Genomic DNA, 12,992 nt, shown 5'->3' on the forward strand with positions numbered 1-12,992 from the left:
CCCCGGACCCGTACGGGTCCGGGGTCGCTGTGCGTGGTCGCCGGCGGGACGGGCCGTCGCCGTGAGCGTCGGCGCCGCGGGCGTCAGCCGACGCGGTGCAGCCAGCGGACGGGCGCGCCGGCGCCCGCGTAGCGGAACGGCTCGAGCTCGTCGTCCCAGGCCTGCCCGAGCGCGAGGTCGAGCTCCGCACGCAGGCGCGCCGGGTCGGCGGCGTGCTCCAGCGCGGCGCGGACCCGGTCCTCGGGCACGACGATGTTGCCGTGCACGTCCGTGGCGGCGTGGAAGATGCCGAGCTCGGGCGTGTGGCTCCACCGAGAACCGTCCACGCCGTGGCTCGGCTCCTCCGTCACCTCGTAGCGCAGGTGCGCCCACCCGCGCAGCGCGGACGCCAGGCGCGCGCCGGTGCCCGGCGCGCCCTGCCACGAGTGCTCGGCACGGTAGAACTGCGGTCCCGCGGGCTGCGGGGTCCAGTCGAAGCTGACACGCCCACCGAGCGCGTTGCCGACCGCCCACTCGACGTGGGGGCAGAGCGCGCGCGGTGCGGAGTGCACGAAAAGGACACCGCGGGTGATGGCACCAGCCATGTGGTCCTCCAGTAGGGCTCGAGGGTCGCCTTCCCCAACGACCTCGCCCCTGCTCCTGCAGGACTCGTGACCAGAACTCATGACGCACGCGGCGTGCTGTGCACAGGATGCCCCACGCAGGGGCTGCGGTCCAGCCGTCAGAGCTGTTCGCGGATCGCGCGCATCGCCTTCTTGCGCACCGACCGCTCGAGACGGTCGAGGTACAGCATGCCGTCGAGGTGGTCGACCTCGTGCTGCAGGCACCGGGCCATCAGCTCCGTGCCCTCCACGACGACCTCCTTGCCGTCGAGGTCGGTGCCCACGACCCGCGCGTACCAGGCGCGGTGCGTCGGGAACCACAAGCCGGGCACCGAGAGGCACCCCTCGTCCCCGTCCTGGTACTCGTCCTCGGACAGCTCGACGATCGTCGGGTTCAGCACGTAGCCGATCTCGTCGTCGATGTTCCACGAGAACGCGCGCAGCGAGACGCCGATCTGGTTCGCGGCGAGGCCGGCACGGCCCTCCATGTCGACGGTCTCGAGCAGGTCGTCGACGAGGGACCGCACACGGTCGTCGACGGTCGTGATCGGGTCGCACGGGGTGCGCAGGACGGGGTCACCGACGGTCCGGATCTCACGCAGGGCCATGGTCCGATCCTTTCACGTCGGTGAGGCCGTCCGTGCCGTCCGCGACGGTGGCGGACGTGCCGCCGACCACGTCGCCCCCGGCCCCGCGGTGCGCCGGCCACCGGCCGCGGGCCGGCCCCGGACGCGACGACGCCGGTGGTGACCAGGTCACCACCGGCGTCGTCGGTGTCGTGGGCAGCCGCCGTCGTGGCGGCCCCGGCTCACTCGCCGGCGCGCTGCTGCGGGACGCCCGTCAGGAGCTGCCGGACCTCCGCCTCGTGGAAGCGGCGGTGACCGCCGAGGGTGCGGACGGCGGAGAGCTTGCCGGCCTGCGCCCAGCGCGTCACCGTCTTCGGGTCGACGCGGAAGAGGACCGCGACCTCGCCCGGCGTGAGCAGGCTGCCCTGCGTGAGGGGGGCGTCGGTGGCGTGCGTCTGGATGGCCATGGGAGGCTCCTTCGTCGTTCGGTAGCTCGGCTGGCCCCGTGGGCCCCGTGGCTTTGCGTCCCCGCCTTGCGGCGGGTTTGCCGTTTTTCGCTGACGTGGAAGAGCATGCCCCAATCTGGACATCCGTGCAAGAACCACCGGGCGTCGGACACGTGTCCGGTGCGGGTGAAAAGTCACAGTCGGCCGAAGCGGGCCCGGACGAGGCTGTAGAGGCCGAAGAGGACGAGCCCGAGCGCGACCAGACCGAGCAGCAGCGGGCCCGCCGGCGCGTCGCGCAGCGCCCGCAGGGCACCGTCGAGACCGCTCGCCTCGGCCGGGTCGGCCTGGACCGCGGCGAGCACGAACAGCACGCCGACCACCGCGAGCGCGACGCCCTTCGCGACGTAGCCGGCGACGCCCGCGGCCCGGGCCACGCGGCCGGCGGTCCCCGCGGGCAGCCGGTGCAGGTCCCGCAGGAAGCGCTTCGTGACGCCCTTCACGACGTGGTACCCGCCGACCACCACCACCCCGACCCCCACGGCGCCCACGAGCAGGCGGCCGCCGGGCGCCTGCATGAGGCTGGCCGTGGCGTCCGACGTCTGCCCGCCGGACCCGCTGCCGCGCGCGAACGTGAGGGCGGTCGCGGCGAGCGCGAGGTACACGACCGCCTTGCCGGCGGCCTTCGCACGGTCGGAGGCCTCCCCCACGGCGCCGCTCAGCGCGGCCGCACCCTGCCACGCGCCCAGCGCGGCGAGCGCGACGACGGCGACCCACAGCGCGACGGCCCCGAACGGCGTCGACGCCACTTGCGCGAAGGCGCCGGACTGGTCGGCCTCCTCCCCGCCCCCGCCGGTGGCGAGCTGGGCGGCCAGCACGCCGATGAGCACGTGCAGCACGCCGCTGACCGCGTAGCCGGCGCGCGCGCCGGCCTCCCAGACCCCTCGTGACGAGCTCGCGGCGACCGTGGTCATGACACCTCCTCGTGGCGGGCTCCCCCGACCCCGGCGGCACGCCGGCACCCGCGGGCATCGTGGCAGCGCGGACGCCGGCCGGCGACCGGAGCGTGCCCGCGACGGCCCGACGACGGGCCGACGACTCGCGCAGCGACGACCGAGCCGGGCACGGCGCGACGGCCCTGCGTCAGGAGCGGCGGCGGCGCAGACCGGCCGGCGGGCGCGGCATGCCTCCCCACCGCGCGAGGACCACGGCCACGACGGCCACGACGGCCAGCCCGGCGACCTGCACGCGGGTGCCCGGCAGCGCCCCCGCCTGGTCGCCGACGGCGTGCGACCACAGCGCCACGTCGACCGCGGCGTGCAGGACGACCGGGACGGCGAGCCCGCCGCCGACGCGGCGCGCGACGTGGAGCACCACGCCGGTGGCGACTCCCACCACGGCCCGGGTCGCCGGCGACCCCGGACCGGTGAGCACCTCGACCGCGCCCGAGAGCAGCACGGTGCCGAGCGCGGCCGCCGGCTCCGGCCACCGGTCGCGGAGCGCGACCAGCGCGATGCCGCGCAGCACGAGCTCGGTGTCCAGCGCGGCCAGCAGGCAGCCGACGGCGAGCACGGTGACGAGGCCCGGGGGCGCGACGCGCAGTGCGTCGACGTCCGTCGTGGCGGCCGCGCCGGCGAGCACCACCGCGGGCACGAGCCACCACAGCGGGTGCACGTCCCGGGGCTCGCGCCAGACGTCCCGCCAACGGCCCCACAGCGCGGTGGCGACCACCGCGGCCACGACGCCGGCCAGGTGCGGTGCGACGAGGTCGGCGCGGACCGTGCGCACGTCGGGCAGGCCGGGCGTCGTCCGGATCACGCCCATGTACACGCCGACCAGCCAGGACACCGCGAGCCACCCGCCCACGACGGCGGCGAGCAGCGCCCACGGCAACGGTGCGGGTCCGCGCGGCGGGGTGGCGGTCATGGGGCGAGTCTGACCGCGCCGGACGGCGCCCGCAGGGTGGGCCAGGTGGGGCTTGAACCCACGACCGACGGATTATGAGTCCGCTGCTCTGACCGACTGAGCTACTGGCCCGTGCGGCAGCAGCCTAGCGACGCGGCGCCGGTCGGCCGGCAGGGCGACGGGCAGGACGACGGACCGGACGACGGACCGGACGACGGGGCTGCACCCGGGTCGACGGTCCCAGCCGGCGGCGCACCGCCTGGGTACGGTGGGCGCGTGGCCCTGTTCTCCCGTCGTCGCCGCCTGCCCGACGCCGTCCGCCGTCGCCTCGACCTCGCGCACGGCGACACCGTCCTCGCGGCCGCGCCGCTGGACGCGGCACGCGGCGGCGAGGTCGCGCAGGACGCCGACGGCACCGGCCGGTGGGCCGTGGTCACCCGGCGGGCGCTGCACCTCGTCGACGCGGACCCGGACGCGGACGTGGCGCGCACGCCGTGGTCCGACGTCGACCGCGGCACCCTCGACGCCGAGTCGCGCACGCTGACGGTGCACTGGGCGAGCGGCGCGACGACCGACCTGCCCCTCGCCGACGACCCGGCGGCACGCGACCTGGCGCAGACGTTCCGCGAGCGCGTGCAGCAGTCGGTCGTGCACGTCGAGCACGTGACGCTGCCCGGCGGCGGCCGGGTGCGGGTGGCGCTGCGGCGCGACGAGGAGGGGGCGTTCTTCACGCAGACGATCGGCGACGGACGGGTCGACCTGCGCGACCCGGCCGCGGCCCGGGTGGTCGCGGAGGCGGAGGCGCGGGTGCGCGCCGAGGTCGGTCTGCCGGACTGAGCGACGCGCGGCGCACGTCACGTCCCGCGCACCGGCCGCCGTGGTCCGCGCGACCTCCGACGCCTGCTAGAGTCTCTTCCCGCACGATCCCTCGTAGCTCAATTGGCAGAGCATCCGACTGTTAATCGGACGGTTACTGGTTCGAGTCCAGTCGAGGGAGCAAGCGTCGGGGCCTCTGACCTGCACCACAGGCAGAGGCCCTCGCCATGTCCGGCGCCGATCGTCGTGCCCGGTCGGTCCGTGCGCGCCTGCGGGTGCGCGACGCGAGGAAGGACGGGCAGCGACGACCGTGACGCACGCACCCGGGGCCGCCGGCCGGCTCGCACGGTTCGAGCAGGCGAAGGCCCGGCCCGAGATGGCCCTCCTGCGCGCGCACAGCGTCGAGTGGGTGCTCAGCATCTTCGCCGAGCACCTGGCGGCCGGCCCGGTCGAGGTGGCGCACTTCCACGAGGTCGTCGACGTCGAGCTGGCGCAGCTGCGCGCGGCGGGCTCCCCCGACCTCCAGGAGTCGACGCGCACCGCCCGCGACTACTGCAACGACTGGGTGGCCCGGCAGTGGGTCAACCGCGCGCTCGTCGACGGCGTGGAGCAGTACACGCTGACGGCCGCCGCGCTCGACGTCCTGGCGTTCGCGGACCGCCTGGTCGACCGCCGCTCGACCGTCTCGGAGTCGCGGCTGCAGCAGATCCTCGACGCGGTCGCGCGGCTCTCCGACGACGCCGACCCGGACCCGCAGCGGCGGGTCGACCGGATCGACGAGCAGATCGCGGCGCTGCAGGCCCAGCGGGAGGCGCTGCTGGCGGGCGACGTGCCGCCGACCCCGCCGGCGCGCCTGCACGAGCAGCTGCACGGCGTCATGGACCTGGCGCGGCACCTGCCGGCCGACTTCAAGCGCGTCGCGGACAGCGTGTACACGATGCACCGGCGCTTCGTCGGCGAGGCCGAGGACGAGCCGGCGGGGCGCGGACGCGCGCTGCAGGCGTTCTTCGCCGACCACGACCTGCTCGAGGCCAGCGCCGAGGGGCGCGCGTTCCGCGGCCTCATGCGCCTGTGGGGCAGCCACCGCGCGCAGGCGGCGCTGCGCCGCGACATCGACGCCCTCCTCTCCCAGGAGTTCGCCGCAGAGCTCACCCCGGAGCAGCGGCGCGCGCTGCGCACCCTCCCCCGCACGCTCGTGGACGCGGCCGAGGACGTGCAGGACACCTACCGCCGTCTCACGCAGTCGCTCGAGCGCTTCGTGCAGCACCGCTCCGAGGGCGACCGGGACCTGCGGGCGCGGCTGGCGCGTGCGCAGGCGGCGGCGCACGCGCTGTTCGGGCAGGGCGCGCGGCGGGTGCAGGTCGAGCTGCAGCTGGGTGCCGGACTGCCGGAGATCCAGTCGATCGCGCAGGTGCAGCTCGCCGACCCGGGCCTGCGCGAGCGCCCGCCGGTGCTCGACGAGGTGGTCTGGGACGACGGCGGCCTCACGCCCGCGCAGATCCGCGAGCTGGGCGGCCCCGACCTGGACGAGATCCGCCGCGCCGTCACCACCGCCACGGCCACCGCCGGGTCGGGGCGCCCGACGCTCGGCGAGGTCTGGGCCGCCCTCCCGCCCGAGCAGCGTCGGCCACGCAACGTGGTCGGCCTGCTGCACGTCGCCGTCGCGGCCGGCGCCACCTTCCTCGACGACACCGGCGACCGCCTCGAGGCCGTGCGCACCGACGGCTCGCGCGTGGTGTGCACCGTGCCGTGGGCCGTCCTGCCCGCGCCGGCCGCCGACCTCGTCGCAGAGCCCGGACCCGCCGCGGAGCCCGAGACCGAGGAGTCACTCGCATGAGCACCACGGACGACGACGCACGCACCACGCGCGCCGCCGCACGCCCCGAGCCGCTCTTCGACGGCGACGCCGGGTCGCTGCCGGCGGAGGTCCGCGGCACCCTCGTGCGCGTCCTCAGCTCGCGCTTCGTCGACGGCGTGCGCCACCCGTCGCTGTGGAACCGGGTGCTGCGCCACGAGGACGTGCTGCGCTCGCGCCTGCACGACCTCTACCTCGAGCTGGTCGTCGACCGGCGGCGGCAGGTCGCGTTCACGCAGCAGCTCGAGCTCGAGGACGACGTGCCGGTGCTGCTGCGCCGCGACAAGCCCCTCACCCTCGCGGCGACCGTCCTGCTGCTGCACCTGCGGCAGGAGTACGACCGCGGTGCCGTCGAGGGCCGGGACGTCGTGGTCGAGCACCGCGAGCTCCTCGACCACCTCGAGGCGTGGAAGGACGTCGACGACCAGAACCCCGCGCAGTTCCGGCGGCGCTGCGAGAACGCCATCGAGAACGTCAAGGAGAAGGGCGTGCTCGCCCCCGTGAGCGACGGGCGCTACCGGATCTCGGGGATCGTGCACTCGATGCTGACGGCGGAGAAGGTCGACGCGATGACGGCGGCCCTGACGTCGCTCGCGGACGACGGCGCGACCGACGCCGGCACCGGCGCACGGGACGACGGCGAGCAGCACGGCGGCGAGCAGCACCGCGAGCGGGCCGACGACGAGCAGGACGGCGGACGATGACGGCGCAGGCGGTCGTGCAGACCATGGACGGCTTCGACCCGGCGATCGCGCAGTTCCGGCTGACGCGCATCCAGCTCGTCAACTGGGGGCCGTTCCACGGGTACCACGTCGTCGACGTGCACCGCGACGGCACCCTCGTCACCGGCCCGTCCGGCGCCGGCAAGTCCACGCTGCTCGACGCCATGATCTGCGTGCTCATGGACCGCTCCGTGACCTTCAACGCGGCGGCCCACGACGAGGCCGTCGGCAGCCGGGAGCGCACGTTCTACTCCTACGTCCGCGGCAAGACGGGCTCGCGGCGCGACGGCGGCCGCGGCGGCAGTCGGGCCATCTACCTGCGCGAGCGCGCGACGTGGAGCGCCGTGGCGCTGACGTGGGCGAACCTGGCCGGCCGCACGGTGACGGCGTGCCGCGCGATGCACATGACGGCCGACGCCACGTCCGACCCGGACATCACGCACGCGCTCATGCTGGCCGAGCAGGACCTGGACGTGCGCGACCTCGAGCCGGCCGTCGAGCACCGGCTGCGCCAGGACGCGATCCGCCGGGCGCTCCCGGCGGTGACGACGTTCGGCACGGAGTACGGGCGCTACGTGGCGCGCCTGTCCGCGCTCGTGGGCATCCGGGGGCAGGACGGCGACAGCGCGAAGGCGATCCGGCTGCTGCACAAGGCGCAGTCGAGCAAGGGCGTGCACAACATCGACGACACGTTCAAGCGGTTCGTCCTCGACGACTCCAAGGTCGCCGCCCGCCGGGACGCCGCCGTCGAGCAGTTCGTCAGCCTGCGCAACGGCTACGAGCAGATGACGCGCGCACGCGACCAGATCGCCCTGCTCACCCCGCTGCCGGGGCTGTGGGAGACGTACCGGTCGGCGGGCGGCTCGCGCGACAAGCTCCGCTCGCTGCTCGGCGACGCCGACGGGGCGAGCGCGGTCGAGGCGTACGTCCTCGGGGTGCACAAGGACCTGCTCGCCGAGCGCGCGGAGCACGAGCGCGCCGAGCATGTCCGGCAGGGCGAGCTGCACGCCGCCGCGGCCGCGGAGCACCAGGAGGCCGCCGACGACGTGCGCCGGCTCGAGCAGCAGCGCTGGGCGCAGGGCGGCGGCGACCTCGACCGCGTCGACGCCGAGCTGCGCGACCTCGCGGCGACGCACGAGCGCGTCGCACGCCGGTACGCCGACCTCGAGCGGTGGTGCGGGCTCGTCGACGCCCCCGTCCCCGGCAGCGCGCGCGGCCTGGCCGCGCTGCAGCGTCGCCGTCCGGCGGACGACGGCGCCGACGCCGGCGGGGACGCGACGGCGTCGCGTGACGCGCTGTGGCAGCGCAGCGCCGCCGTCAGCGCGCTCGACGCCGAGCTCGCCGAGCTGCGCGCCCAGCTCGGCTCGCTCGAGCAGCGGCGCTCCAACATCCCGGACGTCGACCTGCGCGTGCGCCGGCTCGTCGCCGAGGGCACGGGCCTGCCGGAGTCCGACCTGCCGTTCGTCGGCGAGCTGCTCGACGTCGCCCCCGAGGAGGAGACCTGGCGCACGGCCGCCGAGCGGCTCCTCGGCGGCTTCGGCGTGCGGATGCTCGTCGACGCCGCCTCCGCGTCCCGGGTGGCGGCCTTCGTCGACGGGCACGACCTGCGCACGCGCGTGCGCTGGACGCCCGTCGACACCACCGTGCAGGTGCCCGCCGCCGCGCCGGAGGCCGGCACGATGGCGAGCAAGGTCGTCGTCGCAGACGGCCCGTTCGCGCCCTGGCTGCGCGCGCAGCTCGCGCGCCGGTACGCGCACCGCTGCGTGGAGGACGTCGCACAGCTCGGCGTCCTGCGGGAGGCCGTGACCGTGCAGGGCCAGGTCAAGCACCGCGACGGCCTGCACGAGAAGGACGACCGGCCCGACGTGCGCCGCCACCGCGTCATCGGGTTCGACAACGCGCACGCGCGCCGCGACGTCGCCGACGCGATCGCCGCTCTCGAGGAGCGGCGTCCGGCGCTCGTCCGCGCGCGCGACGACGCCGACGCGGCCCGGGAGCACCGCCGGGCGGTCGCCCGCGCGTGGCAGCAGCTCGCGGCGCTGCGGTGGGACGAGGTCGACGTCGAGAGCGCCGAGGCCGCCCTCGACGACGCCCGCCGCCGCCGTGAGGACGTCGTGACCGGCGGGGACCTCGCCGCCCTCGACGCCCGCATCACGGCGCGCACGGAGGAGCGTGATGCCGCCAACCACCGCGCCCGCACCGCCCGCGAGGCCGCGGCCGCCGCCGAGAAGGCGTGGGCACGCCGCCTCGACGACGAGGACCGCGTCGGCGCGCGGCTCGACGCGCTGCCCGAGCCGACCGACGAGCAGCGCGCCGTGCTGGCCGAGGTGGCGCGCGAGTGCGACCCGGAACCGACGCTCGAGACGGTGGGACGGCTGCGCAAGGCCGTCGATCAGGCGGTCGGCCAGCGGCTCACCACCGCCGAGTCGGCGGGCGAGCAGGCGCGGTCGGCGATCGCCACGACGCTCGCCGACTTCCTGCGCACGTGGCCCGACGAGACGGGCACCTTCACGCGCGACCTGCACGACGTGCCGGCGTACCTGGCCCGCCTGGAGGACCTGCGCCGCGACGACCTCCCCGCGGCGCTGGACCAGTGGCGCCGGCTCATGCACAGCATCAACACCATGGGCCTGACGGCCCTCCTGCAGCAGCTGCGGGACGAGCGGCTCGTCATCGACGACCGCATCGACCCGATCAACGACGTCCTGCGGACCGTGCCGTTCGGCCACGACGGGTACCTGCAGATCGCCACGACGGACGTCGAGCCGCCCGCCTCCCGCCGGTTCCAGGCGGAGATCGACGCGATCCTCGAGGACCGCGCCGGCGGCGACCTCGACGACGCGGAGCTGGAGGCGCGGTTCGCGCGCATCGCCCGGCTCATGGACCGGCTCGACAGCACCGACCCCGTCGACCGCGAGTGGCAGCGCGACGTGCTGGACGTCAAGCGCCACGTGCGCATCTCCGCGGAGGAGCACCGGCACGGCGAGGCGCAGGCCCGCGTGTACGAGGGCGTGGGCGCGACGTCCGGCGGCGAGGGCCAGGAGCTCATCGCCGCGACGCTCGGCGCGGCGCTGCGCTACCAGCTCGGCGGGATCGAGCAGGTGCCTGTCTTCGGGTCGGTGATGGTCGACGAGGGCTTCGTGAAGTCGGACCCGGACGTGACGCGCCGCGCCATCCGCGCGCTGCAGTCGTTCGGGTTCCAGCTGGTCATCGCGGCGCCCATCGACAAGTACCAGTCGATGGAGCGGGAGTTCGGGTCGGCGTACCTCGTCGAGCACGACCCCGCCGCGGGGCGCGCGCACGCACGAGGACTGCCCATCGCGTTCGGCCCGACGCACCGCGAGCCCGCGGCCACCTGAGCGCGACGCGGCCTCGCGCACGACGACCTGAGCGCACGGGATGGCGGGCCGCCCGTGCGGCAGGACCCGTCCGTCACGCCGCGAGCGAGCCCGCCCACGTGAGCAGCAGCGCGCAGACGTCGTCACGGTCCCCGCCGCCCCCGCCCGTGACGACGTCGACGAGCCGGTCGAGCGACGCGCCGTCCGCCGTGAGCCCGCGCGCCCGTGCCGCGAGGTCCTCGAGCCCGTCAGGGAGCGACCGGTCGCGCCGCTCGACGAGGCCGTCGGTGAAGAGTAGCAGCCGGTCGCCCGGTGCGAGCGTCACGGAGCCCTCCGGCAGCGGGCCGCCGTCGCCGACGCCCAGCGGCAGCGCGCGACCGCCCCAGAGGTACGCCCCGCGGCCGACCGCGGGCAGGTGCAGCGGCGGCAGGTGGCCGGCCACCGCGTACCGCGCGACACCCGTCGCGAGGTCGAGCTCGGCGTACGCCACCGTCGCCGAGAGGCCGACCGCCGTGCGCGCCGCGAACCGGTCCAGCCGGCCGACGACGCCCGCCGGGCTCTCCCCCGGTTCGGCGGCGGTACGCACGGCGCTGCGCAGCTGCGCCATCGCGGTGGCCGCCTCGAGCCCCCGCCCCACGACGTCCCCCACCACGACGCCCAGCGTGCCGCCGTCGGACGTCAGGACGTCGTACCAGTCACCGCCGACCTCGAACGCGTCGACGCCCGGGCGGTACACCGTCGCGACCGCCGCGCGCGGGTCCCGCACGTCGGGCGTGGTGAGCAACGCCTGCTGCAGGACGTGCGCCGCGGTGGTCCGCTGGTCGAACAGCAGGGCACGGTCGAGCGCCGCCCCGGCCTGCCGCCCGGTCGCGGCGAGCACCTCCGGGTCCCACGGCTCGTCACCCGCCTGCGCCCGCGGCCGCAGCACCCAGGCGCCGTGCCGGCGCGTGCGCCCCTGCAGGGGCACGGTCACCGTCCCGTCGTCGGCCACGTGCACCGGTCGCCGGAGCAGGTCGTCCGGGGGCGGCGCCGCGTCGGGGTCGTCCGCGCCGTCACCGGCGCCCCGCCCCGCGGGGTCGCCGGCGCCGCGGCCGACAGCCGCCTGCCCACGGAACCGCACGAGCCGCCCCCGCTCGTCGGCGGTCCACACGACGACGTCGGCCGCGCCGAGGCGTTCGGCGCCCGTGGCGAGCAGGACCTCCGCCACGCCGTCCACCCCGTACGCCGACGACAGCTCCGCGGTGACCGCCTGCAGCAGCCGGACGTGCTGCGCCGCCGTCTCCGCCGCGCGGCGCGCCGCGACGAGCTCGCGCTCGTACCGAGCCCGCTCGCGGGCGGGCGACAGGGCGACGTCGACCTCCGGCGGGGCGTCGGCGGCCACCTCCCGGACCCTCGCGGCCATCAGCACCGGCGTCCGCCCGTCCGGTCCGACGAGCTCGAGTGCCACCTCCTCGACACGTCGCTGCATCGCCAGCAGCGGCGCGACGTGGGTCTCCCAGTAGATGCGCCCGCCGACGGACAGCAGCTCGGACAGACGTCGACGTCCGACCACCTCGTCGGCCGACAGGCCCACCCAGGCGAGCAGCGTGGCGTTCGCGTCGAGGACGGTGCCGTCGACGCCGAGCCGCAGCAGCGCCACCGGCGCGCACGACCACGCCGTCGTCCGCGGCTCGGTGCCGGTGCTCACCGCTCGAGGTACTCCCGCATCGCGGTGACGAGCAGGTCGGGGGCGCTGAGGTTCGGGCAGTGACCGACGGTGTCGAGCACCGTGAGCTCGCTGCCGGCGAGGTGCTCGTGCACCCATCGTCCGACCTCGGGCGGGGCGATCGCGTCCACGCGCGACTGCACCACGAGCGCCGGCGTCCGCACCCGCGCCAGGTCGTCACGGTTGTCCGAGAGGAACGTCGTCCGCGCGAAGTGCCGCCCGATGGCCGGGTCGGTGCGGCAGAACGAGTTCGCGAGCTCGACGCCGAGCTCGGGACGGTCCGGACGGCCGACGATGACCGGGGCGACGAACTCGGCCCACCCGAGGTAGTTGTCGTCCATCGTGGTGAGGAGCTCGTCGATCTCGGCGGCGGAGAACCCCCCGCGGTACCCGTCGTCGTCGACGTACCGCGGGCTCGGGCACACCAGCACGAGCCGCGCGAACAGCTCCGGGCGCTCGGCGGCGGCCAGCGCACCGATCATCGCGCTCACGGAGTGCCCGACGAACGTCACGGGACCGGCGCCGACGGATTCCACGAGTGCCACGACGTCCGCGGCGTAGCCCTCGAGCCGCCCGTAGCGCTGCGGGTCGTACGCACCGAGGTCGGACCCGCCGGCACCCACGTGGTCGAACACGACCACCCGGTGCGTGTCCTCGAAGGCCGGGACGACGTACCGCCACATGCTCTGGTCGCAGCCGAAGCCGTGCGCAAGCACGAGCGTCGGTCCGGCGGGGTTCCCTGAGACGTGGACGTCGTGTCGCTCCAGCACATGCATCTCTCGACCCTAGGGCCATCCGACCGGTGCGCAGAACCCACGACCGAGGGACCCGATGCCGACGACGGCCCGCGCGGGCCGGCGGCGGGGCCGTGGCGGCGTACCGGAACCGGCGGCACCGGCCGCGAGGAACGGCGACGTCGCAGCGATGGCGCGCACCACACGAATCGCGCGTGAACGCACGAAGGCCCACCCGTTGTCGGGTGGGCCTTCGTGGAATGGTTGTCCGGCGGCGTCCTACTCTCCCACACCCTGGCGAGTGCA

Annotated in this window: 11 protein-coding genes, 2 tRNA genes and 1 riboswitch; of the genes, 5 read left to right on the forward strand and 8 right to left on the reverse strand. The window is 75.8% G+C overall.

Features of this window, described 5'->3' with window-relative positions; all coding sequences use genetic code 11:
• Positions 1-83: 83 nt before the first annotated feature.
• The 6 genes from ACFUMH_RS15825 to ACFUMH_RS15850 all read right to left on the reverse strand — a co-directional run bounded on the left by ACFUMH_RS15825 (position 84) and on the right by ACFUMH_RS15850 (position 3,648).
• Entirely contained in the window at positions 84-584 is a 501-nt protein-coding gene (locus tag ACFUMH_RS15825) for a DUF3145 domain-containing protein (protein WP_378207633.1), read from the reverse strand.
• A gap of 137 nt (positions 585-721) precedes the next feature.
• A complete protein-coding gene (def, locus tag ACFUMH_RS15830; protein WP_378207636.1) occupies positions 722-1,210 on the reverse strand; it encodes a peptide deformylase in 489 nt (162 codons plus the stop codon).
• A 200-nt stretch (positions 1,211-1,410) separates the two neighbouring features.
• On the reverse strand, positions 1,411-1,635 hold the full coding sequence (locus ACFUMH_RS15835) for a BldC family transcriptional regulator (RefSeq protein ID WP_378207639.1): 225 nt from the start codon (positions 1,633-1,635) through the stop codon (positions 1,411-1,413).
• Between the two features lie 17 nt (positions 1,636-1,652).
• A riboswitch (cyclic di-GMP riboswitch) is annotated at positions 1,653-1,727 on the reverse strand.
• Between the two features lie 81 nt (positions 1,728-1,808).
• Positions 1,809-2,585, reverse strand: a complete 777-nt coding sequence (locus tag ACFUMH_RS15840) for a DUF1206 domain-containing protein (RefSeq protein ID WP_378207642.1) — start codon at positions 2,583-2,585, stop codon at positions 1,809-1,811.
• Between the two features lie 169 nt (positions 2,586-2,754).
• Positions 2,755-3,537: a type II CAAX prenyl endopeptidase Rce1 family protein gene (locus ACFUMH_RS15845; protein WP_378207645.1), complete on the reverse strand. Its 783-nt coding sequence runs from the start codon at positions 3,535-3,537 to the stop codon at positions 2,755-2,757.
• Positions 3,538-3,574: 37 nt separating this feature from the next.
• Positions 3,575-3,648, reverse strand: a tRNA-Ile gene (locus ACFUMH_RS15850).
• 144 nt (positions 3,649-3,792) lie between these two features.
• On the opposite strand from ACFUMH_RS15850, the gene ACFUMH_RS15855 reads away from it, so the two are divergent.
• The 5 genes from ACFUMH_RS15855 to ACFUMH_RS15875 all read left to right on the forward strand — a co-directional run bounded on the left by ACFUMH_RS15855 (position 3,793) and on the right by ACFUMH_RS15875 (position 10,268).
• Complete coding sequence (locus ACFUMH_RS15855; protein WP_378207648.1) at positions 3,793-4,353, forward strand: hypothetical protein; 561 nt, start codon at positions 3,793-3,795, stop codon at positions 4,351-4,353.
• 87 nt (positions 4,354-4,440) lie between these two features.
• Positions 4,441-4,513 (forward strand) — tRNA-Asn (locus ACFUMH_RS15860).
• Positions 4,514-4,642: 129 nt separating this feature from the next.
• Positions 4,643-6,169 carry a DUF3375 family protein gene (locus ACFUMH_RS15865; protein ID WP_378207651.1) on the forward strand — a complete coding sequence of 509 codons (1,527 nt, stop codon included), beginning with the start codon at positions 4,643-4,645 and terminating at the stop codon, positions 6,167-6,169.
• Positions 6,166-6,891 carry a DUF4194 domain-containing protein gene (locus ACFUMH_RS15870; protein ID WP_378207656.1) on the forward strand — a complete coding sequence of 242 codons (726 nt, stop codon included), beginning with the start codon at positions 6,166-6,168 and terminating at the stop codon, positions 6,889-6,891. The genes ACFUMH_RS15865 and ACFUMH_RS15870 overlap by 4 nt, the downstream gene beginning before the upstream one ends.
• Entirely contained in the window at positions 6,888-10,268 is a 3,381-nt protein-coding gene (locus ACFUMH_RS15875) for an ATP-binding protein (protein ID WP_378207659.1), read from the forward strand. Before ACFUMH_RS15870 ends, ACFUMH_RS15875 begins: the two co-directional genes overlap by 4 nt.
• 73 nt (positions 10,269-10,341) lie before the next feature.
• On the opposite strand, the gene ACFUMH_RS15880 is transcribed toward ACFUMH_RS15875, so the two are convergent.
• A complete protein-coding gene (locus ACFUMH_RS15880; RefSeq protein WP_378207663.1) occupies positions 10,342-11,934 on the reverse strand; it encodes a SpoIIE family protein phosphatase in 1,593 nt (530 codons plus the stop codon).
• Positions 11,931-12,728, reverse strand: a complete 798-nt coding sequence (locus tag ACFUMH_RS15885) for an alpha/beta fold hydrolase (RefSeq protein ID WP_378207667.1) — start codon at positions 12,726-12,728, stop codon at positions 11,931-11,933. The genes ACFUMH_RS15880 and ACFUMH_RS15885 overlap by 4 nt, the downstream gene beginning before the upstream one ends.
• Positions 12,729-12,992 lie beyond the last annotated feature (264 nt).

Source organism: Cellulomonas sp. NPDC057328, from assembly GCF_042667215.1.
Lineage (GTDB): Bacteria > Actinomycetota > Actinomycetes > Actinomycetales > Cellulomonadaceae > Cellulomonas.